This is a genomic window from Streptomyces sp. NBC_00683, from assembly GCF_036226745.1.
Taxonomy (GTDB): Bacteria; Actinomycetota; Actinomycetes; order Streptomycetales; family Streptomycetaceae; genus Streptomyces.
In genome coordinates, this window is sequence record NZ_CP109013.1 from 3,581,421 (window position 1) to 3,598,988 (window position 17,568).

The window sequence follows — 17,568 nt, forward strand, 5'->3', positions numbered from 1 at the left end:
CGTATGCGGACACACGGATGCACGAGAGCCGACGAGTCAGTCTACGTCAGCGGACTCCAAAAGACGAATCCGTCAAGTTTGCCCACTCGGACTGATCCTTAGACACGTATTCCCGACGCAGTCCTTGCGGACCCGGCGCCGGGACACGTCACGAGAGGCTCAGCCGAGGGGGTCGGGCGCCACCTCGACGCCGTACTGCGCCAGCCTCGCCCGTCCGCAGTCCGGTGCCGTCAGGACCAGCGGCCCCTGCTCCGTGAGTGCGATCGAGTGCTCCCAGTGGGAGGACCAGCTGCCGTCCGTCGTGAGGACGGTCCACTCGTCGGCGAGGACCTTCGTCTGCGCCGTACCCAGCGAGACCATCGGCTCGATCGCCAGGCAGACGCCCGGGACCAGCTTGATGCCCTTGCCGCGCTTGCGGGAGACGTAGTTCAGCAGGTGCGGGTCCATGTGCATCTCGGTGCCGATGCCGTGGCCGCCGTAGTCCTCGATGATCCCGTACTTGCCCGTCGCCGGCCGGGGCTGGCGGCGGATGTAGGACTCGATGGCCTTCGAGATGTCCACGAGCCGGTTGTTCAGCTTCATCGCGGCGATCCCGGCCCACATGGACTCCTCGGTCACCCGGGAGAGCTCGACGAGCTCCGGAGCGTGACCGGTGCCCACGAAGGCGGTGTAGGCCGCGTCCCCGTGCCAGCCGTCGATGATCGCCCCGGCGTCGATCGAGATGATGTCGCCGTCCTTGAGGACGGTCTTCTCGTCCGGGATGCCGTGGACGACGACCTCGTTGACCGAGGTGCAGATCGTCGCGGGGAATCCGCCGTAGCCCAGGAAGTTCGACTTCGCTCCGTGATCGGCGATCACCTTGCGTGCGACCTCGTCCAGGTCCTTCGTGGTGGCTCCGGGGACGGCCGCCTCGCGCGTCGCGGCGTGAATGGCAGCGACCACCAGGCCCGCCTCGCGCATCTTCGCGATCTGCTCGGGGGTCTTGATCTGCACCATTGCTCGGCGCCTCTCTGCGTTCGAAGGGGACGGTCGGGCCGTACTCCACGATACGGCGCAAACAGCAGGCCGCGACGCCCTGAGGCGCCGCGGCCGGCTGCAGTGGTGAAACGCGGGGGCGTCAGCCCTCGTCGGAGCTCTTGAGAGCCTCCATGGCCCGCTCGGTCACATCGGTGACCTTGCCGAGCGCCGAGATCGTCACGACCAGGCCCTGGGCCCGGTAGTAGTCGATGATCGGCTCGGTCTGCGTGTGGTAGACCTCGAGCCGGGTACGCACCGTCTCTTCGCTGTCGTCGTCGCGCTGGTACAGCTCGCCGCCGCACTCGTCGCAGACTCCGCTGGTCTTCGGCGGGTTGTACGTCACGTGAAAGACGTGAGCGCTCTCGTTCCGGCAGATGCGGCGGCCCGCGATGCGCTTGACCACCTCGTCCTCGGGGACCTCCAGGTCGAGCACCGCGTCCAGCTTGACGCTCTCACTCCTGAGCATCTCGTCAAGCGCCTCGGCCTGCCCCACGTTGCGGGGGAAGCCGTCGAGCAGGAAGCCGTTCACGGCGTCCGGCTGGGACATGCGGTCCTTGGCCATTCCGATGGTGACTTCGTCCGGCACCAGCTGTCCCGCGTCCATGTAGGCGCGGGCCTGCTTGCCAAGGTCGGTGCCCTGGCTGATGTTGGCGCGGAAGAGGTCGCCCGTGGAGATGTGCGGAATCGACAGGTTCTTGGCAAGGTACGCAGCCTGCGTTCCCTTGCCGGCACCGGGCGGCCCGACGAGGACGATTCGCATCAGCGGAGGAACCCTTCGTAATTGCGCTGCTGGAGCTGACTCTCGATCTGCTTCACGGTTTCCAGACCCACACCCACGATGATGAGGATGCTTGTCCCGCCGAACGGGAAGTTCTGGTTGGCACCGCCGAAGCCTGCCAACGCCATCGTCGGCACGAGTGCGATCAGACCCAGATACAGCGAGCCCGGCCAAGTGATCCTGTTGAGCACGTAGCTCAGGTACTCGGCGGTCGGGCGACCAGCCCGGATACCCGGGATGAAGCCACCATACTTCTTCATGTTGTCGGCGACTTCCTCGGGGTTGAACGAAATCGCCACATAGAAGAAGGCGAAGAACACGATCAACAGGAAGTACGTCGCGATGTAGTACGGGTGGTCACCCTTGACGAAGTGGTCCTGGATCCAGGTCGCCCAGCCCGCAGTGGAGTTGGAGAACTGGACGATCAGAGCCGGGATGTAGAGCAGCGAAGAAGCGAAGATGACGGGAATCACACCCGCCTGGTTCACCTTCAACGGGATGTAAGTGGACGTACCGCCGTACGACCGGCGGCCGATCATGCGCTTCGCATACTGCACCGGAACCCGTCGCTGGGCCTGCTCGACGAAGACGACGAGGCCGACCATGACGAAGCCGATGAGGATGACGGTGATGAACTCGATCCAGCCGTCGGCGAGCTTGCCGCTCTGCTTGATGGCCCACAGGGCGCCGGGGAAGCTGGCGGCGATCGAGATGAACATCAGGATCGACATGCCGTTGCCGATGCCGCGGTCGGTGATGATCTCACCGAGCCACATGACGGCGGCAGTTCCGGCGGTCATGGTGACCACCATGACGACGGTCGTGAAGATCGACTGGTTGGGGACGATCTGGTCGGCGACGGGGCAGCCGCTGAACAGCGCCCCGCTGCGGGCGGTTGCCACCAGGCCGGTGCCCTGGAGGATCGCCAGCGCCACGGTCAGATAACGCGTGTACTGCGTGATCTTTGCCTGGCCCGACTGCCCCTCCTTCTTGAGGGCTTCCAGTCGGGGGATGACGACGGTCAGCAGCTGAAGAATGATGCTGGCCGTGATGTACGGCATGATGCCGAGCGCGAAGATCGTGATCTGCAGCAGTGCACCACCGCTGAACATGTTCACCAGGCCGAAGAGGCTGTTATTGCCCTTGCTTGCCTGGTCAACACAAATCTGGACGTTCTCGTAGCTCACCCCGGGTACGGGAATGTGCGCCCCGAGACGGTAGAGCACGATGATGCCGAGCGTGAAGAGCAGCTTCTTGCGCAGGTCGGGCGTCTTGAACGCCCGGGCGAACGCGGTGAGCACGGTGCCTCCTGCGACCCCCGCGCAATGCGTAGAGGTGACGGTCTTGAGGATCGACGATTAGGTAACAGTCAATGGTCCCCGGGCGCTTGCCCAGGGCTTACCACAGCAACAGTGGACGCCACCTTACCGGCGGACATGCCCCCCTAGGAACGACCAACCGGGGATGCCCCATATGAGAGGCATCCCCGGTCGGATGTTCAGACCACCGAATTGTCCGTGTTGTCTCAGACGAGTTCGGTGACGGTGCCGCCTGCGGCGGCAATCTTCTCCTTGGCGGAGCCGGAAACGGCGTCAACCGAAACCTGCAGTGCCACGGAGATCTCGCCCTGTCCGAGGACCTTGACGAGGTGGTTGTTGCGCACAGCGCCCTTGGCGACCAGATCGGCCACCGTGACCTCTCCACCCTCGGGGTAGAGCGTCGCGAGCTTGTCCAGGTTCACGACCTGGTACTCCGTGCGGAACGGGTTCTTGAAGCCCTTGAGCTTCGGGAGACGCATGTGGAGGGGCATCTGGCCACCCTCGAAGCGCTCCGGAACCTGGTAACGAGCCTTCGTACCCTTGGTACCACGGCCTGCGGTCTTACCCTTGGACGCCTCACCACGACCCACACGGGTCTTGGCGGTCTTGGCGCCCGGGGCAGGCCGGAGGTTGTGGGCCTTCAGCGGGCTGTTCTCCGCCATATCAGTCAACCTCCTCAACCGTCACGAGGTGGCGGACGGTGTGAACCATTCCGCGGAACTCGGGGCGGTCATCCTTGACAACTACGTCGTGCAGGCGCTTGAGCCCGAGCGAACGCAGGGTGTCGCGGTGGTTCTGCTTGCTGCCGATGTACGACTTCGTCTGCGTGATCTTGAGGCGAGCCATTACGCACCCGCTCCCGCACGTGCACGAAGCAGAGCCGCGGGGGCGACGTCCTCGAGGGGCAGACCACGGCGAGCCGCGATCTCCTCGGGACGCTGCAGGCCCTGGAGGGCCGCCACGGTCGCGTGCACGATGTTGATCGGGTTCGAAGAACCGAGCGACTTCGACAGGATGTCGTGAACGCCGGCGCACTCCAGAACGGCGCGCACCGGGCCACCCGCGATCACACCGGTACCGGGGGAAGCAGGCTTGAGCAGGACAACGCCCGCAGCCTTCTCGCCCTGGATCGGGTGAGGGATGGTGCCCTGGATACGCGGAACCTTGAAGAAGCTCTTCTTGGCCTCTTCAACGCCCTTGGCGATGGCCGCGGGAACTTCCTTGGCCTTGCCGTATCCGACACCGACGGTACCGTCACCATCGCCCACCACGACCAGCGCGGTGAAGCTGAAGCGACGACCACCCTTCACAACCTTGGCGACGCGGTTGATCGCGACGACGCGCTCGACGTACGCGGTCTTCTCGGCGGCGCTGGCGCCACCGTCACGGCCCTTCCGGTCCCGCCGCTCGCCGCCACCGGCACCGCTTCCGCGGCGCTGGGGTCCAGCCATTGGAATTACCTCTCTCTGTTACGTCCGCTGTGCGTAGGAACCGGGGCTTAGAACTTCAGCCCGGCTTCACGGGCGGCGTCAGCCAGAGCGGCAATCCGCCCGGCGTACTGGTTACCACCGCGGTCAAACACGACGGCCTCGACGCCTGCGGCCTTGGCGCGCTCGGCGACCAGGGCCCCGACCTGCTTGGCCAGGGTGCTCTTGTCACCCTCGCCACCACGGATGGAAGCGTCCAGGGTCGATGCCGACGCGAGCGTGTGGCCCGCGACGTCGTCGATGACCTGAGCCACCATGTGGCGGTTGGAACGCGTCACAACCAGGCGCGGCCGCTCCGGCGAACCGGAGATGTGCTTGCGGACGCGGATGTGGCGGCGCTTGAGGGCGGCACGCTTGTAGGCGTCACCCTTGGCGATCTTTACACCGTATGCCATGGCTTACTTACCCGCCTTTCCGACCTTGCGGCGGATAACCTCGCCGGCGTACTTGACGCCCTTGGCCTTGTACGGGTCGGGCTTCCGCAGCTTGCGGATCTTCGCGGAGACCTCGCCGACCTTCTGCTTGTCGATGCCCTCGACACTGAACTTCGTGGGCGACTCGACCTTGAAGGTGATGCCTTCCGGAGCCTCGATGAGGATCGGGTGGCTGTAGCCCAGGGCGAACTCCAGGTTGGAGCCCTTCGCCTGGACTCGGTAACCGACACCGCTGATCTCGAGCGCCTTGCTGTATCCCGCGGTCACGCCGGTGATCATGTTCGCCACCAGCGTGCGGGACAGGCCGTGAAGGGCCTTGTTCTGACGCTCGTCGTTAGGGCGGACGACGTTGAGCACGCCGTCCTCACCCTTGGTGACCTCGATCGGCGCGGCAACGGTGTGCGAGAGGGAACCCTTGGGGCCCTTCACCGCGACCGTGCGGCCATCGATGGTGACGTCCACACCGGCGGGAACCTGGATGGGGAGCTTGCCGATTCGCGACATGAGCTATTCCTCCGTTCCCGACTACCAGACGTAGGCGAGGACTTCCCCACCTACGCCCTTCTTGCTGGCCTGCTGGCCGGTCAGGAGACCGTGGGACGTGGAGATGATCGCCACGCCCAGGCCGCCGAGAACCTTCGGCAGATTGGTGGACTTTGCGTATACACGCAGACCCGGCTTCGAAATGCGCTTGATGCCGGCAATCGAACGCTCGCGGTTCGGCCCGAACTTCAGCTCGAGGACGAGGCTCTTACCGACCTCGGCGTCCTCGACCTTCCAGCCGGTGATGAAGCCCTCCTGCTGGAGGATCTCCGCGATGTGCGACTTGATCTTGCTGTGCGGCATTGCGACATCGTCGTGATACGCCGAGTTCGCGTTACGCAGACGCGTGAGCATGTCTGCGATGGGATCAGTCATGGTCATGAGTTGGCCTTCGGCCTCTCTCGCCGGGGTTTCCTGTATGCGCCATCCCTCTCCCCACTCAGTGGCGGGACGGGTGCGGTGCGGGGACCTACGGCGTAGTAAGTCGGTCAGGGCGGCAGGCGCCCAACCCTTCAAGCCTACGGCATGAAGAGCGGGGCTCCTGCCGACCAGATACTTACCGAGAGCTTTCTGGTCCTCCCAAGCCCCTAGGGGCGAAGGAGAATTACCAGGAGCTCTTGGTCACGCCCGGCAGCTCGCCACGGTGAGCCATCTCACGAAGGCACACGCGGCACAGGCCGAACTTGCGGTAGACGGAGTGGGGCCGGCCGCAGCGCTGGCAGCGGGTGTACCCGCGCACGCCGAACTTCGGCTTACGGGCGGCCTTAGCGATCAGAGCCTTCTTCGCCACGGTCAGTTCTCCTTGAACGGGAAGCCGAGGTGACGAAGCAGGGCACGACCCTCGTCGTCGTTGGTCGCCGTGGTGACCACGGTGATGTCCATGCCCCGGACCCGGTCGATCTTGTCCTGGTCGATCTCGTGGAACATGACCTGCTCCGTGAGACCGAAGGTGTAGTTGCCACGGCCGTCGAACTGCTTCGGCGACAGGCCACGGAAGTCACGGATACGCGGAAGCGCGAGCGACAGCGTACGGTCCAGGAACTCCCACATGCGGTCACCACGGAGGGTGACGTGGCAGCCGATCGGCTGCCCCTCGCGCAGCTTGAACTGCGCGATCGACTTGCGGGCCTTGGTGACGGCCGGCTTCTGGCCGGTGATCGTGGTGAGGTCCTTGACGGCACCGTCGATCAGCTTGGAGTCGCGGGCGGCGTCGCCCACACCCATGTTGACCACGATCTTGACCAGACCGGGGATCTGCATGACGTTCTCGTACGAGAACTCCTCACGCAGCTTGCCGGCGATTTCCTCGCGGTAGCGCGTCTTGAGACGCGGCGCAGTGGTGGTCGTCATCAGATGTCCTCACCGGTCCGCTTGGCAACGCGGATCTTCTTGCCCTCGTCGTCAAAGCGGTAGCCGACGCGGGTGACGACCTTGTTGCCGTCCTTCTCCACGACCAGCTGAACGTTGCTGACGTGAATCGGGGCCTCGGTGGTGACAATGCCACCCGTCTGCGAGCCGCGAGCCGTCTGACCGGCCTTGGTGTGCTTCTTGACCCGGTTGACACCCTCGACGAGGACGCGGTCCTGAGCGGGGAAGGCAACGATGACCTTGCCCTGCTTGCCCTTGTCCTTACCGGTGATGACCTGAACCAGGTCGCCCTTCTTGATCTTCATGCTTACAGCACCTCCGGCGCGAGCGAGATGATCTTCATGAACTTCTTCTCGCGCAGCTCTCGGCCCACGGGGCCGAAGATACGGGTGCCGCGGGGGTCGCCGTCGTTCTTGAGAATGACAGCGGCGTTCTCGTCGAAGCGGATGTACGAGCCATCCTGACGACGACGCTCCTTGACGGTGCGAACGATGACGGCCTTGACGACGTCACCCTTCTTCACGTTGCCACCGGGGATCGCGTCCTTGACGGTGGCGACGATGACGTCACCGATGCCCGCGTAGCGGCGACCCGAGCCACCGAGAACACGGATGGTGAGAATTTCCTTCGCACCCGTGTTGTCGGCGACGCGCAGTCGCGACTCCTGCTGGATCACGTCTATCTCCTGATCGTCTGCCGGTTCCCGGCGGGGGCTCCGGTGAAGGAGCCCCCGCCGAGCCTGGCGGAACTTGCCTGAGGGGGAAGCCCTTCAGGAATTACTTGGCCTTCTCGAGGATCTCGACGATGCGCCAGCGCTTCGAAGCGGACAGCGGACGCGTCTCCATGATGATGACGCGGTCGCCGACGCCTGCAGCGTTCTGCTCGTCGTGGGCCTTGAGCTTGTTCGTACGGCGGATGACCTTGCCGTACAGCGCGTGCTTGACGCGGTCCTCGACAGCGACGACGACGGTCTTGTCCATCTTGTCGCTGACGACCAGACCCTCACGGGTCTTGCGGAAACCGCGGTCAGTGTTGGTCTCAGTCACAGTCTTCTCGCTCATCAGACGCTCTCCACCGTCTCGATGCCCAGCTCGCGCTCGCGCATCAGGGTGTAGATCCGGGCGATGTCCTTACGGACGGACTTGAGCCGACCGTGGTTCTCGAGCTGGCCCGTCGCCGCCTGGAAGCGGAGGTTGAACAGCTCTTCCTTGGCCTCGCGGAGCTTGTTGAGGAGCTCCTCGTTGCCCAGCTCGCGCAGCTCGGACGCCTTGGTACCGGCCGACATCACGACTCACCTGCCTCGCGCCGAACGATCCGGCACTTCATCGGAAGCTTGTGAGCAGCGCGGGTGAGCGCCTCACGAGCAATCTTCTCGTTCGGGTAGGACAGCTCGAACATCACCCGACCGGGCTTGACGTTCGCGATCCACCACTCGGGAGAACCCTTACCGGAACCCATGCGGGTCTCGGCAGGCTTCTTCGTCAGGGGGCGGTCCGGGTAGATGTTGATCCAGACCTTGCCGCCACGCTTGATGTGGCGGGTCATCGCGATACGAGCTGCCTCGATCTGGCGGTTCGTCACGTACGCCGGGGTCAGCGCCTGGATGCCGTACTCGCCGAACGCAACCTGCGTGCCACCCTTGGACATACCGCTGCGCTTCGGGTGGTGCTGCTTGCGGTGCTTGACCCTACGGGGGATCAGCATTTCGGTCAGGCCTCCGTTCCGGTGCTCTCAGCCGGAGCAGCGGCGGCGGGAGCGTCGGCCTTGGGGGCCTCTGCTGCCGGCGCGGACTGCTGCGGCTTGCGGCCGCGACCGCCACGCTCGCCACCACGGCCACCACGGCCGGCCGGGCGGTCAGCGCCGCCACGAGCCGGACGGTTGCCGGCGCGAGCCGCTGCGTTCTCGGCGCGGACCTCGGCGATGTTCTTGACGTCGCCCTTGTAGATCCAGACCTTCACACCGATGCGGCCGAAGGTCGTCTTGGCCTCGAAGAAGCCGTAGTCGACGTTCGCACGGAGCGTGTGCAGGGGCACGCGGCCCTCGCGGTAGAACTCCGAGCGGGACATCTCGGCGCCGCCGAGGCGGCCACCGCACTGGATCTTGATGCCCTTTGCGCCGGCCTTCATCGTGCTCTGCATGCTCTTACGCATGGCACGACGGAAGGAGACGCGGGAGGAGAGCTGCTCGGCGACGGCCTGGGCCACCAGCTGAGCGTCCACCTCGGGGTTCTTGACCTCGAGGATGTTCAGCTGGACCTGCTTGCCGGTCAGCTTCTCCAGCTCGCCACGGATGCGGTCGGCCTCGGCGCCACGGCGACCGATGACGATGCCCGGGCGGGCAGTGTGGATGTCAACGCGGACGCGGTCGCGGGTGCGCTCGATCTCAACCTTCGAGATACCGGCACGCTCCATGCCCTTCGTCATCATGCGACGAATGGCAACGTCTTCCTTGACGTAGTCCTTGTACAGCTTGTCGGCGTACCAACGGGACTTGAAGTCCGTGGTAATGCCGAGCCGGAACCCATGCGGGTTAACCTTCTGGCCCATTACCGGGTTCCTTCCTTGCTGCTGACGACCACGGTGATGTGGCTGGTCCGCTTACGGATCCGGTAGGCACGGCCCTGAGCACGCGGACGGAACCGCTTCAGGGTCGGGCCCTCGTCCACGTACGCCTCGCTGATGACCAGCGAAGAGGCGTCGGTGTGGTCGTAGTTGTGTGCAGCGTTGGCAATGGCGCTGTCAAGCACCTTGCCAACCGGCACGCTCGCGGCCTGCGGGGCGAAACGCAGGACCGCCTGAGCCTCCGTGGCATCCATGCCACGGATGAGGTCCACCACTCGGCGGGCCTTCATGGGCGTGACGCGGATGTACCGCGCCTGGGCCCTGGCTTCCATGGTTGTCCCTTCGGTGTAAGTCATAGTCGTTTCCACCCCGCGCTAGCGGCGCTTCGACTTCCGGTCGTCCTTGACGTGGCCGCGGAAGGTGCGAGTCGGCGAGAACTCACCGAGCTTGTGGCCGACCATCGACTCGGTGACGAACACCGGGACGTGGATCTTGCCGTTGTGCACCGCGATGGTGTGGCCCAGCATGGCCGGGATGATCATCGAGCGACGGGACCAGGTCTTGATGACGTTCTTGGTGCCTGCCTCGTTCTGTACGTCCACCTTCTTGATGAGGTGGCCGTCGACGAAGGGCCCCTTCTTGAGACTGCGCGGCATCTAAACCCGCTCCTAGCGCTTCTTGTTCGTCTTGCGGCGGCGGACGATGTACTTGCTCGATGCCTTCTTCGGCGAGCGAGTACGACCCTCCTTCTGACCCCACGGCGAGACCGGGTGACGTCCACCGGAGGTCTTGCCTTCACCACCACCGTGCGGGTGGTCAACCGGGTTCATCGCGACACCGCGGACGGTCGGGCGTACGCCCTTCCAGCGCATACGGCCGGCCTTGCCCCAGTTGATGTTCGACTGCTCGGCGTTGCCGACCTCACCGATGGTGGCGCGGCAGCGGGCGTCGACCAGCCGGATCTCTCCGGAAGGCATACGAAGGTGGGCCATCGTGCCCTCCTTCGCCAGCAGCTGCACGGAGGCACCCGCGGAACGGGCGAACTTCGCGCCGCCGCCGGGCCGCAGCTCGATGGCGTGGATGGTCGTACCGACCGGGATGTTGCGCAGCGCCAGGTTGTTGCCCGGCTTGATGTCTGCGGTCGGCCCGTTCTCGATGCGGTCACCCTGCGACAGACCACGGGGAGCGACGATGTAACGCTTCTCGCCGTCCGCGTAGTGCAGCAGCGCGATGCGCGCAGTGCGGTTCGGGTCGTACTCGATGTGCGCGACCTTGGCCGGCACGCCGTCCTTGTCGTGACGACGGAAGTCGATCACTCGGTAGGCGCGCTTGTGGCCACCGCCCTGGTGGCGAACGGTCACACGACCGGCGTTGTTACGGCCGCCCTTGCTGTGCAGGGGGCGGACCAGCGACTTCTCCGGCGTGGACCGCGTGATCTCGACAAAGTCGGCGACGCTGGAGCCACGACGGCCCGGGGTCGTCGGCTTGTACTTGCGGATACCCATTTCTCAGTCCTCGTCCGATTCCGGACGACTCGACCTCCGTCAGGAGGTCGGGCCGCCGAAGATGTCGATACGGTCGCCCTCGGCGAGGGTCACGATGGCGCGCTTGGTGTCAGCGCGCTTGCCGAAGCCGGTCTTGGTCCGCTTGCGCTTGCCCTGCCGGTTGATCGTGTTGACCCCGGTGACCTTGACCGAGAAGACCGCTTCCACGGCCTGCTTGATCTGGGTCTTGTTGGAGCCCGGCGCGACGATGAACGTGTACTTGTTCTCGTCGAGCAGCGCGTAGCTCTTCTCGGACACAACCGGCTTGACGAGAACGTCGCGCGGGTCCGAGTAGGTCTTGCTCGTGATGGTCGAGCTGGTAACGGTCGCCTCGCTCATCAGGCGTCGCTCCCTTCGGTCTCAGCGGTCTGGGGGCCAGACACGAAGGACTCGAAAGCGGCCTGAGTGAAGACCACGTCGTCAGAGACGATCACGTCGTACGTGTTCAGCTGGCCCGGCTCCAGGATGTGCACCTGGGGCAGGTTGCGTGCGGACAGCCACGCGGCCTCGTCGGCGCGGTCGACGACCAGGAGCAGGTTGCTGCGCTCCGAGATCTTGCCGAACAGCGTCTTGGCGGCCTTCGTGGAAACTCCACCCTCGACCACGCCGGTGACGACGTGGATGCGCGAGTGACGCGCCCGGTCGGAGAGGGCACCGCGCAGGGCGGCGGCCTTCATCTTCTTCGGGGTGCGCTGCGAGTAGTCACGCGGCTTCGGGCCGTGGACGACGCCACCGCCCGCGAACTGCGGCGCACGGGTCGAACCCTGGCGGGCGCGGCCGGTGCCCTTCTGGCGGTAAGGCTTACGGCCACCACCGCGGACTTCACCGCGGCGCTTGGTCGAGTGCGTGCCCTGACGGGCAGCTGCCAGCTGTGCGACAACGACCTGGTGGATCAGCGGAACGCTGGTCTTCGCGTCGAAGATCTCCGCGGGGAGCTCGACGGTACCGGCCTTGTCGCCTGCCGGCGAAAGGATGTCAATGGTGCTCATTACCTCAAGCCCCCTTGGCCGCGGTACGGACCAGGACGAGGCCGCCGTTCGGACCGGGGACTGCGCCCTTGATGAGCAGCAGACCCTTCTCCGCGTCAACCGCGTGGATGGTCAGGTTCTGGGTGGTGACGCGCTCGTTGCCCATCCGGCCGGCCATGCGCATGCCCTTGAAGACACGCCCAGGGGTGGCGCAGCCACCGATCGAACCGGGGGAACGGTGCTTGCGCTGGACGCCGTGGCCGGCGCCGAGGCCCTTGAAGTTGTGACGCTTCATGACACCGGCGAAGCCCTTGCCCTTGCTCTTGCCCGTGACGTCAACCTTGACGCCGGACTCGAACACCTCGGCAGTGATCTCCTGGCCCAGCGTGTACTCGCTGGAGTCAGGGGTGCGGAGCTCCACCAGGTGGCGGCGCGGGGTCACGTCGGCCTTGGCGAAGTGGCCCTTGAGGGGCTTGTTCACCTTGCGCGGGTCGATCTCGCCGAAGGCGATCTGGACCGACTCGTAGCCGTCGCTGTCGTTGGTGCGGACCTGCGTCACGACGCACGGACCGGCCTTGACGACGGTCACCGGGACAACCCGGTTGTTCTCGTCCCAGACCTGGGTCATGCCGAGCTTCTCGCCCAGGACGCCCTTGATGTTCTTGCTCATCTCGGCCCGTCCCCTCAGAGCTTGATCTCGATGTCGACGCCAGCCGGCAGGTCGAGGCGCATCAGCGAGTCAACCGTCTTCGGCGTGGGGTCGAGAATGTCGATGAGGCGCTTGTGCGTGCGCATCTCGAAGTGCTCGCGAGAGTCCTTGTACTTGTGCGGCGACTTGATGACGCAGTACACGTTCTTCTCAGTGGGCAGCGGCACCGGGCCTGCGACCGACGCACCAGTGCGGGTCACCGTCTCGACGATCTTCTTCGCCGAGGAGTCGATGACCTCGTGGTCGTAGGCCTTGAGCCGGATGCGGATCTTCTGTCCCGCCATGGCTACTAGTAGTCCTGTCTCTCATAACGCTCTGGAACCCGGGAGTTCTAAGAACTCCACCTCCGACCCACGCGGTCGGGCGTGTCGCATCCCCTCTACGAAAATCTCCCGAAGGAAATCCCAACCAAGGGGGTGCGGGCCTGAGACCTCGCGGCCGGGGGCGAAACACCCACCGGGTGCCTGGTCTGCGCCCTGCTGAACTTCCCGAAAGATTCCCGTACGTCCGACCCGCATGGGGTCGACGAGTACTGTGGGACTCGCTTCCGGTCCTCCCGGCGGGAGGCGCGCAGCATTGACACTCAACCGAGCAACCTGGCTAGTGTGCCATACGGGTCGCAGGCCTGGCCAATCGGGCGGAGGATCTTACCCCCCGTGGTCGGATGGTCAAACGCGGGCACGCCCGGGGCTGTCACCGGGCCCCCGTACCCCTCCTGCGAAACTCTCCCCGTGGATACGAACACGGCCCCTGCCTGGACGCTGCGGCTCGCTGACCTGCGGGACCTCGAGACGATCGTGGAGCTCCGGGCGGCCGTGATGCGCCCCGACCTGGAGCGTCTGGGCCGCTACGACGAACATCGCGTACGACAGCGCCTGCGGGACGCCTACGTCCCCGCGCACACCTCGGTCGTGGAGGCCGACGGGGTCTTCGCGGGCTGCGTCGCCCTGCGCCCGCGTGAGGGCGGCGGCCTCTGGCTGGAGCACTTCTACCTCTCCCCCGCTCTCCAGGGCCGCGGGCTCGGCTCCGCGGTCCTGCGCGCACTCCTGGCCCGCACGGACGCCGAGGGCACCACCGTCCGGCTGAACGTGCTCCAGGGCAGCGCGGCAAGGCGTCTGTACGAGCGCCACGGCTTCGTCCTGGAGGACGAGGACCCCGTCGACGTCTTCATGGTCCGCGCACCGAGGACCTGACCGGGGCAACCTGCCCGCGCGCATCTCCGTCTATCCCCCCGCAGGACCGGGCCGACCGACCCTGACCTGCACCGAGTTGGTCGTACGCAGCACAGGGTCGCCCATGCGTCCGCTGCGGGGGAAGCGGAAGCGGACGGAGTGCGCGGCGTGACGGATCGATCTGCCCTGCCCGGAAGAGGGGTGCCCCGGCGCACCGCCCTGCTGGCGGCCACCGCGACGGCCGCCCTCAGCGCCTGTTCCGTACCGGCCCCCCGGCGCCGCAACCCCACGCCGAACCCCGCCCCGGGCTTCCCGATCAGCAGTACGCGGCGGGCCCTGCTCATGCAGATACTCGCCCACCCGGACGACGACCTGTACTTCATGAACCCGGACACCCGGCAGCTGCTCGACGCCGGGACGCCCCTGGTCTGCGTCTATCTCACGGCGGGCGAGGCCGACGGCGTCAACAAGGTCCCCGGTGCCGGGCGGCCGGCCCCGGACCGGGCCGCGTACTCCTCCTCACGCCATCAGGGCCTCCGGCAGGCGTACGCGACCCTCCTCGGGCTCGGCAGGTTCACCCCCTGGCAGCGGTCCGTCGTCACCCTGCACGGCCGCCACCGGGCCGAGATCAACGTCCTCGCGAACGGCGCGCGCCGGGTCGAGCTGATCTTCCTCAACACCGCCATGCACACCTCGCACGGCCGTCTCGGGCTGCCGAGCCTCTGGCGGGACCGCCACCTCGTCCTGCGTACCGTCGTCGCCGCCGACTCACCGCTGCGCAGGGCCGGTTCCTACACGTACGAGGGTCTCGTCGACGTCATCGCCGGGCTCCTGGAGCGCTACCGGCCCACCGTCGTCCACACCCTGGACCCCGACCCGGACATCCAGCACAGCCCCGAGGCGGTCCGCCGGCGGGACAGCGAGCAGCGCGGCTACTCCGACCACGCCGACCACACGGCGGCCGGCTGCTTCGCCTGGGCGGCGATGATCCGCTGGGTGGCGCGGTCGACCGGGGACGGCGGTGCCGTACCCGGCTTCGCCGTCACCTCGTTCCGCGGGTACTACAACCGCCACTGGCCCAAGAACCTGCCGCCCGGTGTGCTGGCCGAGAAGGCCGGCCACCTCGTCCCGTACGGCGGGTCCCCGGACTGGGAGTGCGGCAATCCGTCCGGGTGCGGGGACTACAACGTCGGCGGCGACCGCCCCCTGACCAACAGGAAGGGCTGGGTCCGCTCCACCCACCACCGCTACCCGGGGGCCCGCCCCGCCGTCGCCGCCGAGCCGGACGGGCGACTCGTCGCCTACGGGGTACTGGGGCTGCGCGCGGTCCGGTGGCGCGAGAGCGCACCCGGCAGCGGGGTCTGGGACGAACCGGACGACCTCGGCGGCGGCCCGCTCGCCCCGTCCCTGGGCTCGGCGGTGCTGCCCGACGGCAGGCAGCTGCTCCTCGGGCTGCGCTTCGCCGCGCTCGGCGGCCACGGCAGCGACAACGAGCGCGAGATAGTGCTGCTGGAGCAGCGCTCCCCCGGCGGCGGCTTCCGTGCCTGGCGGGGCCTCGGCAACCCCGCCCGGGGTCAGGACCACGGGCGCCGCATCGGCGTCCCGGTGGCCGTCACGGCCCCCGACGGGCGGGTCCACCTCTTCGTGAGGAACGCCGAGAAGGGCCTCAGCACGCGGGTGCGCGACGCGGCGGGCCGCTGGAGCGGCTGGCGGGACCTGGGCGGCGGCGCGGTCCAGGACGGGCTGAGCACGGCGGTGGACGGAGCGGGCCGCGTCCACGTCCACGCGGCCGGCCGTCACGCCGTGCACCACTGGACCCAGGACGCGCCCGGCGACGGGCTGACCGCCCGCGCCGAGCTCACCGGGGCGCCGGTACCCGGAGACCCGCCGACCGCGCTCGTGGGCGCCGACGGGTCCGTGGAGCTGTTCTACCGGGCCCGCGCGTCGTCCCGGCTGACGGCGGTGCGGGCGGGGGCCGCCGCGGACCGCGACGACTTCGACGGGTACGGGCCCGTGGCCGCCGCCCCCGCCCCGCTCGGCCCGATGCTGCTCGGCCGCACCGAGGAGGGCCTGATCCAGCTCCGTACCGGCCGGGGCCTCTCCGTACGGACCCGGGGGCCCGCGGCCCTCGACGGAACCGCGCTCCACCTCGGCGCGGACGGCCGCCCCGCGGTGGTGGGCCTGGGACCGGACGCCGTGCCGTGGATCTGGCGGCCGTAGGCGGACGGAACGGCCGTCACGGAATCCCGGGCATGCCGAAGGGCCCCGGTCCACCGCTTGCGCGGCGGGCCGGGGCCCTTCTTGGTGCTCTGTGCGGAGCTACCAGGTCAGACGATCAAGTAATTACTTGATGATCTTGGTGACCTGGCCGGCGCCCACGGTCCGGCCACCCTCACGGATGGCGAACTTCAGGCCCTCTTCCATGGCGACCGGCTGGATCAGCGCGACGTCCATGAGGGTGTTGTCACCCGGCATGACCATCTCGGTGCCCTCGGGGAGGGTCACAACGCCCGTCACGTCCGTGGTACGGAAGTAGAACTGCGGGCGGTAGTTGTTGAAGAACGGGGTGTGACGGCCACCCTCGTCCTTCGACAGGATGTAGGACTGCGCCTGGAACTCGGTGTGCGGCGTGACCGAACCCGGCTTGATGATGACCTGGCCGCGCTCGACGTCCTCGCGCTTGATGCCACGAAGAAGCAGACCGACGTTCTCACCGGCCTGGCCCTCGTCGAGCAGCTTGCGGAACATCTCGATGCCGGTGACCGTGGTGGTGGTCTTCTCGGTCTTGATACCGACGATGTCGACGGTCTCGTTGACCTTCAGGACACCACGCTCGATGCGGCCGGTGACGACCGTACCGCGACCGGTGATCGTGAAGACGTCCTCGATGGGCATGAGGAACGGCTTCTCGACGTCACGCTCGGGCTGCGGGATGGACTCGTCGACGGCGGCCATGAGGTCCAGAACGGTCTGGCCCCACTCCTTGTCGCCCTCGAGCGCCTTGAGCGCCGAGACCTTGACGACCGGAAGGTCGTCGCCCGGGAACTCGTACTCGGAGAGGAGCTCACGGACCTCGAGCTCGACGAGCTCCAGGATCTCCTCGTCGTCCACCATGTCGGCCTTGTTCAGGGCGACGACGATGTAGGGAACGCCGACCTGGCGGGCCAGGAGCACGTGCTCCTTGGTCTGCGGCATCGGGCCGTCGGTGGCGGCAACCACGAGGATCGCGCCGTCCATCTGCGCGGCACCCGTGATCATGTTCTTGATGTAGTCCGCGTGACCGGGGCAGTCGACGTGGGCGTAGTGACGCGACTCGGTCTGGTACTCAACGTGAGCGATCGAGATCGTGATACCACGCTGGCGCTCTTCGGGAGCCTTGTCGATCTGGTCGAAGGCCGAGGCCTCGTTCAGGTCGGGGTACGCGTCGTGCAGCACCTTGGTAATGGCGGCCGTGAGGGTCGTCTTACCGTGGTCGATGTGACCGATGGTGCCGATGTTGACGTGCGGCTTAGTCCGCTCGAACTTTGCCTTCGCCACTGGGGTCCTCCTGAGTGGTTCTGTACGCCTTGCTTCATCGGCGCCAGGTGATCTTTGCTGGAATGCCGGTGCCGGGGGCATTCGCCGCATTGCTTGCGCGCTGCGACGAATGCCCGGCCAGGCTCCGGTGA

General features: G+C 66.7%; 27 protein-coding genes. 2 read left to right on the plus strand and 25 right to left on the minus strand.

Annotated elements, in window-relative coordinates; all coding sequences use genetic code 11:
- Window positions 1-159 precede the first annotated feature (159 nt).
- The 24 genes from map to rpsJ form a co-directional block, all read right to left on the minus strand.
- Window positions 160-996 carry a type I methionyl aminopeptidase gene (map, locus tag OG257_RS15735; protein WP_329208286.1) on the minus strand — a complete coding sequence of 279 codons (837 nt, stop codon included), beginning with the start codon at window positions 994-996 and terminating at the stop codon, window positions 160-162.
- A gap of 121 nt (window positions 997-1,117) precedes the next feature.
- Window positions 1,118-1,777, minus strand: coding sequence for an adenylate kinase (locus OG257_RS15740; RefSeq protein WP_329208288.1), 660 nt, complete (start codon window positions 1,775-1,777; stop codon window positions 1,118-1,120).
- Window positions 1,777-3,096, minus strand: coding sequence for a preprotein translocase subunit SecY (secY, locus tag OG257_RS15745; protein ID WP_329208290.1), 1,320 nt, complete (start codon window positions 3,094-3,096; stop codon window positions 1,777-1,779). Before secY ends, OG257_RS15740 begins: the two co-directional genes overlap by 1 nt.
- Window positions 3,097-3,320: 224 nt before the next feature.
- Window positions 3,321-3,776: a 50S ribosomal protein L15 gene (gene rplO, locus OG257_RS15750; RefSeq protein ID WP_014047794.1), complete on the minus strand. Its 456-nt coding sequence runs from the start codon at window positions 3,774-3,776 to the stop codon at window positions 3,321-3,323.
- A 1-nt stretch (window position 3,777) separates the two neighbouring features.
- The gene (rpmD, locus tag OG257_RS15755) at window positions 3,778-3,960 is read right to left on the minus strand and encodes a 50S ribosomal protein L30 (protein ID WP_093594204.1); all 183 of its coding nucleotides are present in this window, start codon (window positions 3,958-3,960) and stop codon (window positions 3,778-3,780) included.
- A complete protein-coding gene (gene rpsE / locus OG257_RS15760; protein WP_056796577.1) occupies window positions 3,960-4,565 on the minus strand; it encodes a 30S ribosomal protein S5 in 606 nt (201 codons plus the stop codon). The genes rpmD and rpsE overlap by 1 nt, the downstream gene beginning before the upstream one ends.
- A gap of 47 nt (window positions 4,566-4,612) precedes the next feature.
- Window positions 4,613-4,996, minus strand: a complete 384-nt coding sequence (gene rplR / locus OG257_RS15765; RefSeq protein ID WP_328905327.1) for a 50S ribosomal protein L18 — start codon at window positions 4,994-4,996, stop codon at window positions 4,613-4,615.
- Window positions 4,997-4,999: 3 nt separating this feature from the next.
- Entirely contained in the window at window positions 5,000-5,539 is a 540-nt protein-coding gene (rplF, locus tag OG257_RS15770) for a 50S ribosomal protein L6 (RefSeq protein WP_147959075.1), read from the minus strand.
- A 21-nt stretch (window positions 5,540-5,560) separates the two neighbouring features.
- Window positions 5,561-5,959: a 30S ribosomal protein S8 gene (rpsH, locus tag OG257_RS15775; protein ID WP_014154584.1), complete on the minus strand. Its 399-nt coding sequence runs from the start codon at window positions 5,957-5,959 to the stop codon at window positions 5,561-5,563.
- Window positions 5,960-6,182: 223 nt separating this feature from the next.
- Window positions 6,183-6,368: a type Z 30S ribosomal protein S14 gene (locus OG257_RS15780; protein WP_003948630.1), complete on the minus strand. Its 186-nt coding sequence runs from the start codon at window positions 6,366-6,368 to the stop codon at window positions 6,183-6,185.
- Window positions 6,369-6,370: 2 nt separating this feature from the next.
- Window positions 6,371-6,928, minus strand: a complete 558-nt coding sequence (rplE, locus tag OG257_RS15785; protein WP_018101220.1) for a 50S ribosomal protein L5 — start codon at window positions 6,926-6,928, stop codon at window positions 6,371-6,373.
- Entirely contained in the window at window positions 6,928-7,251 is a 324-nt protein-coding gene (gene rplX / locus OG257_RS15790; protein WP_014047788.1) for a 50S ribosomal protein L24, read from the minus strand. The genes rplE and rplX overlap by 1 nt, the downstream gene beginning before the upstream one ends.
- A 2-nt stretch (window positions 7,252-7,253) precedes the next feature.
- Window positions 7,254-7,622 carry a 50S ribosomal protein L14 gene (rplN, locus tag OG257_RS15795; RefSeq protein ID WP_003966950.1) on the minus strand — a complete coding sequence of 123 codons (369 nt, stop codon included), beginning with the start codon at window positions 7,620-7,622 and terminating at the stop codon, window positions 7,254-7,256.
- A gap of 100 nt (window positions 7,623-7,722) precedes the next feature.
- The gene (gene rpsQ / locus OG257_RS15800; protein ID WP_073718385.1) at window positions 7,723-8,007 is read right to left on the minus strand and encodes a 30S ribosomal protein S17; all 285 of its coding nucleotides are present in this window, start codon (window positions 8,005-8,007) and stop codon (window positions 7,723-7,725) included.
- Window positions 8,007-8,231, minus strand: a complete 225-nt coding sequence (rpmC, locus tag OG257_RS15805; RefSeq protein WP_014047786.1) for a 50S ribosomal protein L29 — start codon at window positions 8,229-8,231, stop codon at window positions 8,007-8,009. The genes rpsQ and rpmC overlap by 1 nt, the downstream gene beginning before the upstream one ends.
- Entirely contained in the window at window positions 8,231-8,650 is a 420-nt protein-coding gene (gene rplP / locus OG257_RS15810; protein WP_014047785.1) for a 50S ribosomal protein L16, read from the minus strand. The genes rpmC and rplP overlap by 1 nt, the downstream gene beginning before the upstream one ends.
- 5 nt (window positions 8,651-8,655) lie before the next feature.
- A complete protein-coding gene (rpsC, locus tag OG257_RS15815; RefSeq protein WP_014047784.1) occupies window positions 8,656-9,492 on the minus strand; it encodes a 30S ribosomal protein S3 in 837 nt (278 codons plus the stop codon).
- On the minus strand, window positions 9,492-9,839 hold the full coding sequence (gene rplV / locus OG257_RS15820; RefSeq protein WP_004571827.1) for a 50S ribosomal protein L22: 348 nt from the start codon (window positions 9,837-9,839) through the stop codon (window positions 9,492-9,494). Before rplV ends, rpsC begins: the two co-directional genes overlap by 1 nt.
- Before the next feature lie 42 nt (window positions 9,840-9,881).
- Window positions 9,882-10,163 carry a 30S ribosomal protein S19 gene (gene rpsS / locus OG257_RS15825; RefSeq protein WP_023539342.1) on the minus strand — a complete coding sequence of 94 codons (282 nt, stop codon included), beginning with the start codon at window positions 10,161-10,163 and terminating at the stop codon, window positions 9,882-9,884.
- A 12-nt stretch (window positions 10,164-10,175) separates the two neighbouring features.
- The gene (gene rplB / locus OG257_RS15830; RefSeq protein WP_031096363.1) at window positions 10,176-11,012 is read right to left on the minus strand and encodes a 50S ribosomal protein L2; all 837 of its coding nucleotides are present in this window, start codon (window positions 11,010-11,012) and stop codon (window positions 10,176-10,178) included.
- A 39-nt stretch (window positions 11,013-11,051) separates the two neighbouring features.
- Entirely contained in the window at window positions 11,052-11,390 is a 339-nt protein-coding gene (gene rplW, locus OG257_RS15835) for a 50S ribosomal protein L23 (protein ID WP_031096361.1), read from the minus strand.
- Window positions 11,390-12,040: a 50S ribosomal protein L4 gene (gene rplD, locus OG257_RS15840; RefSeq protein WP_056796592.1), complete on the minus strand. Its 651-nt coding sequence runs from the start codon at window positions 12,038-12,040 to the stop codon at window positions 11,390-11,392. Before rplD ends, rplW begins: the two co-directional genes overlap by 1 nt.
- A 4-nt stretch (window positions 12,041-12,044) precedes the next feature.
- On the minus strand, window positions 12,045-12,689 hold the full coding sequence (gene rplC, locus OG257_RS15845; protein ID WP_328905321.1) for a 50S ribosomal protein L3: 645 nt from the start codon (window positions 12,687-12,689) through the stop codon (window positions 12,045-12,047).
- 14 nt (window positions 12,690-12,703) lie between these two features.
- Window positions 12,704-13,012 carry a 30S ribosomal protein S10 gene (gene rpsJ, locus OG257_RS15850; RefSeq protein WP_003948644.1) on the minus strand — a complete coding sequence of 103 codons (309 nt, stop codon included), beginning with the start codon at window positions 13,010-13,012 and terminating at the stop codon, window positions 12,704-12,706.
- A 447-nt stretch (window positions 13,013-13,459) separates the two neighbouring features.
- Between rpsJ and OG257_RS15855 the strand changes: the two genes are divergently transcribed.
- The gene (locus OG257_RS15855; protein ID WP_329208295.1) at window positions 13,460-13,921 is read left to right on the plus strand and encodes a GNAT family N-acetyltransferase; all 462 of its coding nucleotides are present in this window, start codon (window positions 13,460-13,462) and stop codon (window positions 13,919-13,921) included.
- A gap of 180 nt (window positions 13,922-14,101) precedes the next feature.
- A complete protein-coding gene (locus OG257_RS15860) occupies window positions 14,102-16,120 on the plus strand; it encodes a PIG-L family deacetylase (RefSeq protein ID WP_329215121.1) in 2,019 nt (672 codons plus the stop codon).
- Window positions 16,121-16,243: 123 nt separating this feature from the next.
- On the opposite strand, the gene tuf is transcribed toward OG257_RS15860, so the two are convergent.
- Window positions 16,244-17,437 carry an elongation factor Tu gene (gene tuf / locus OG257_RS15865; protein WP_329208296.1) on the minus strand — a complete coding sequence of 398 codons (1,194 nt, stop codon included), beginning with the start codon at window positions 17,435-17,437 and terminating at the stop codon, window positions 16,244-16,246.
- Between the last annotated feature and the right edge of the window lie 131 nt (window positions 17,438-17,568).

Coding starts and splice junctions, on each gene's coding strand:
- rpsH (WP_014154584.1), bottom strand. CDS start 5,959: ATGACCATGACTGATCCCATCGCAGACATGCTCACGCGTCTGCGTAAC.
- rpsQ (WP_073718385.1), bottom strand. CDS start 8,007: ATGAGCGAGAAGACTGTGACTGAGACCAACACTGACCGCGGTTTCCGC.
- rpmD (WP_093594204.1), bottom strand. CDS start 3,960: ATGGCTCGCCTCAAGATCACGCAGACGAAGTCGTACATCGGCAGCAAG.
- rplC (WP_328905321.1), bottom strand. CDS start 12,689: ATGAGCAAGAACATCAAGGGCGTCCTGGGCGAGAAGCTCGGCATGACC.
- rplW (WP_031096361.1), bottom strand. CDS start 11,390: ATGAGCGAGGCGACCGTTACCAGCTCGACCATCACGAGCAAGACCTAC.
- rpsS (WP_023539342.1), bottom strand. CDS start 10,163: ATGCCGCGCAGTCTCAAGAAGGGGCCCTTCGTCGACGGCCACCTCATC.
- map (WP_329208286.1), bottom strand. CDS start 996: ATGGTGCAGATCAAGACCCCCGAGCAGATCGCGAAGATGCGCGAGGCG.
- rpsC (WP_014047784.1), bottom strand. CDS start 9,492: ATGGGCCAGAAGGTTAACCCGCATGGGTTCCGGCTCGGCATTACCACG.
- rplF (WP_147959075.1), bottom strand. CDS start 5,539: ATGTCGCGAATCGGCAAGCTCCCCATCCAGGTTCCCGCCGGTGTGGAC.
- rplO (WP_014047794.1), bottom strand. CDS start 3,776: ATGGCGGAGAACAGCCCGCTGAAGGCCCACAACCTCCGGCCTGCCCCG.
- rplD (WP_056796592.1), bottom strand. CDS start 12,040: ATGAGCACCATTGACATCCTTTCGCCGGCAGGCGACAAGGCCGGTACC.
- rplX (WP_014047788.1), bottom strand. CDS start 7,251: ATGAAGATCAAGAAGGGCGACCTGGTTCAGGTCATCACCGGTAAGGAC.
- rpmC (WP_014047786.1), bottom strand. CDS start 8,231: ATGTCGGCCGGTACCAAGGCGTCCGAGCTGCGCGAGCTGGGCAACGAG.
- rpsJ (WP_003948644.1), bottom strand. CDS start 13,012: ATGGCGGGACAGAAGATCCGCATCCGGCTCAAGGCCTACGACCACGAG.
- rplV (WP_004571827.1), bottom strand. CDS start 9,839: ATGGAAGCCAGGGCCCAGGCGCGGTACATCCGCGTCACGCCCATGAAG.
- OG257_RS15740 (WP_329208288.1), bottom strand. CDS start 1,777: ATGCGAATCGTCCTCGTCGGGCCGCCCGGTGCCGGCAAGGGAACGCAG.
- rplB (WP_031096363.1), bottom strand. CDS start 11,012: ATGGGTATCCGCAAGTACAAGCCGACGACCCCGGGCCGTCGTGGCTCC.
- rplE (WP_018101220.1), bottom strand. CDS start 6,928: ATGACGACCACCACTGCGCCGCGTCTCAAGACGCGCTACCGCGAGGAA.
- rplP (WP_014047785.1), bottom strand. CDS start 8,650: ATGCTGATCCCCCGTAGGGTCAAGCACCGCAAGCAGCACCACCCGAAG.
- rpsE (WP_056796577.1), bottom strand. CDS start 4,565: ATGGCTGGACCCCAGCGCCGCGGAAGCGGTGCCGGTGGCGGCGAGCGG.
- rplR (WP_328905327.1), bottom strand. CDS start 4,996: ATGGCATACGGTGTAAAGATCGCCAAGGGTGACGCCTACAAGCGTGCC.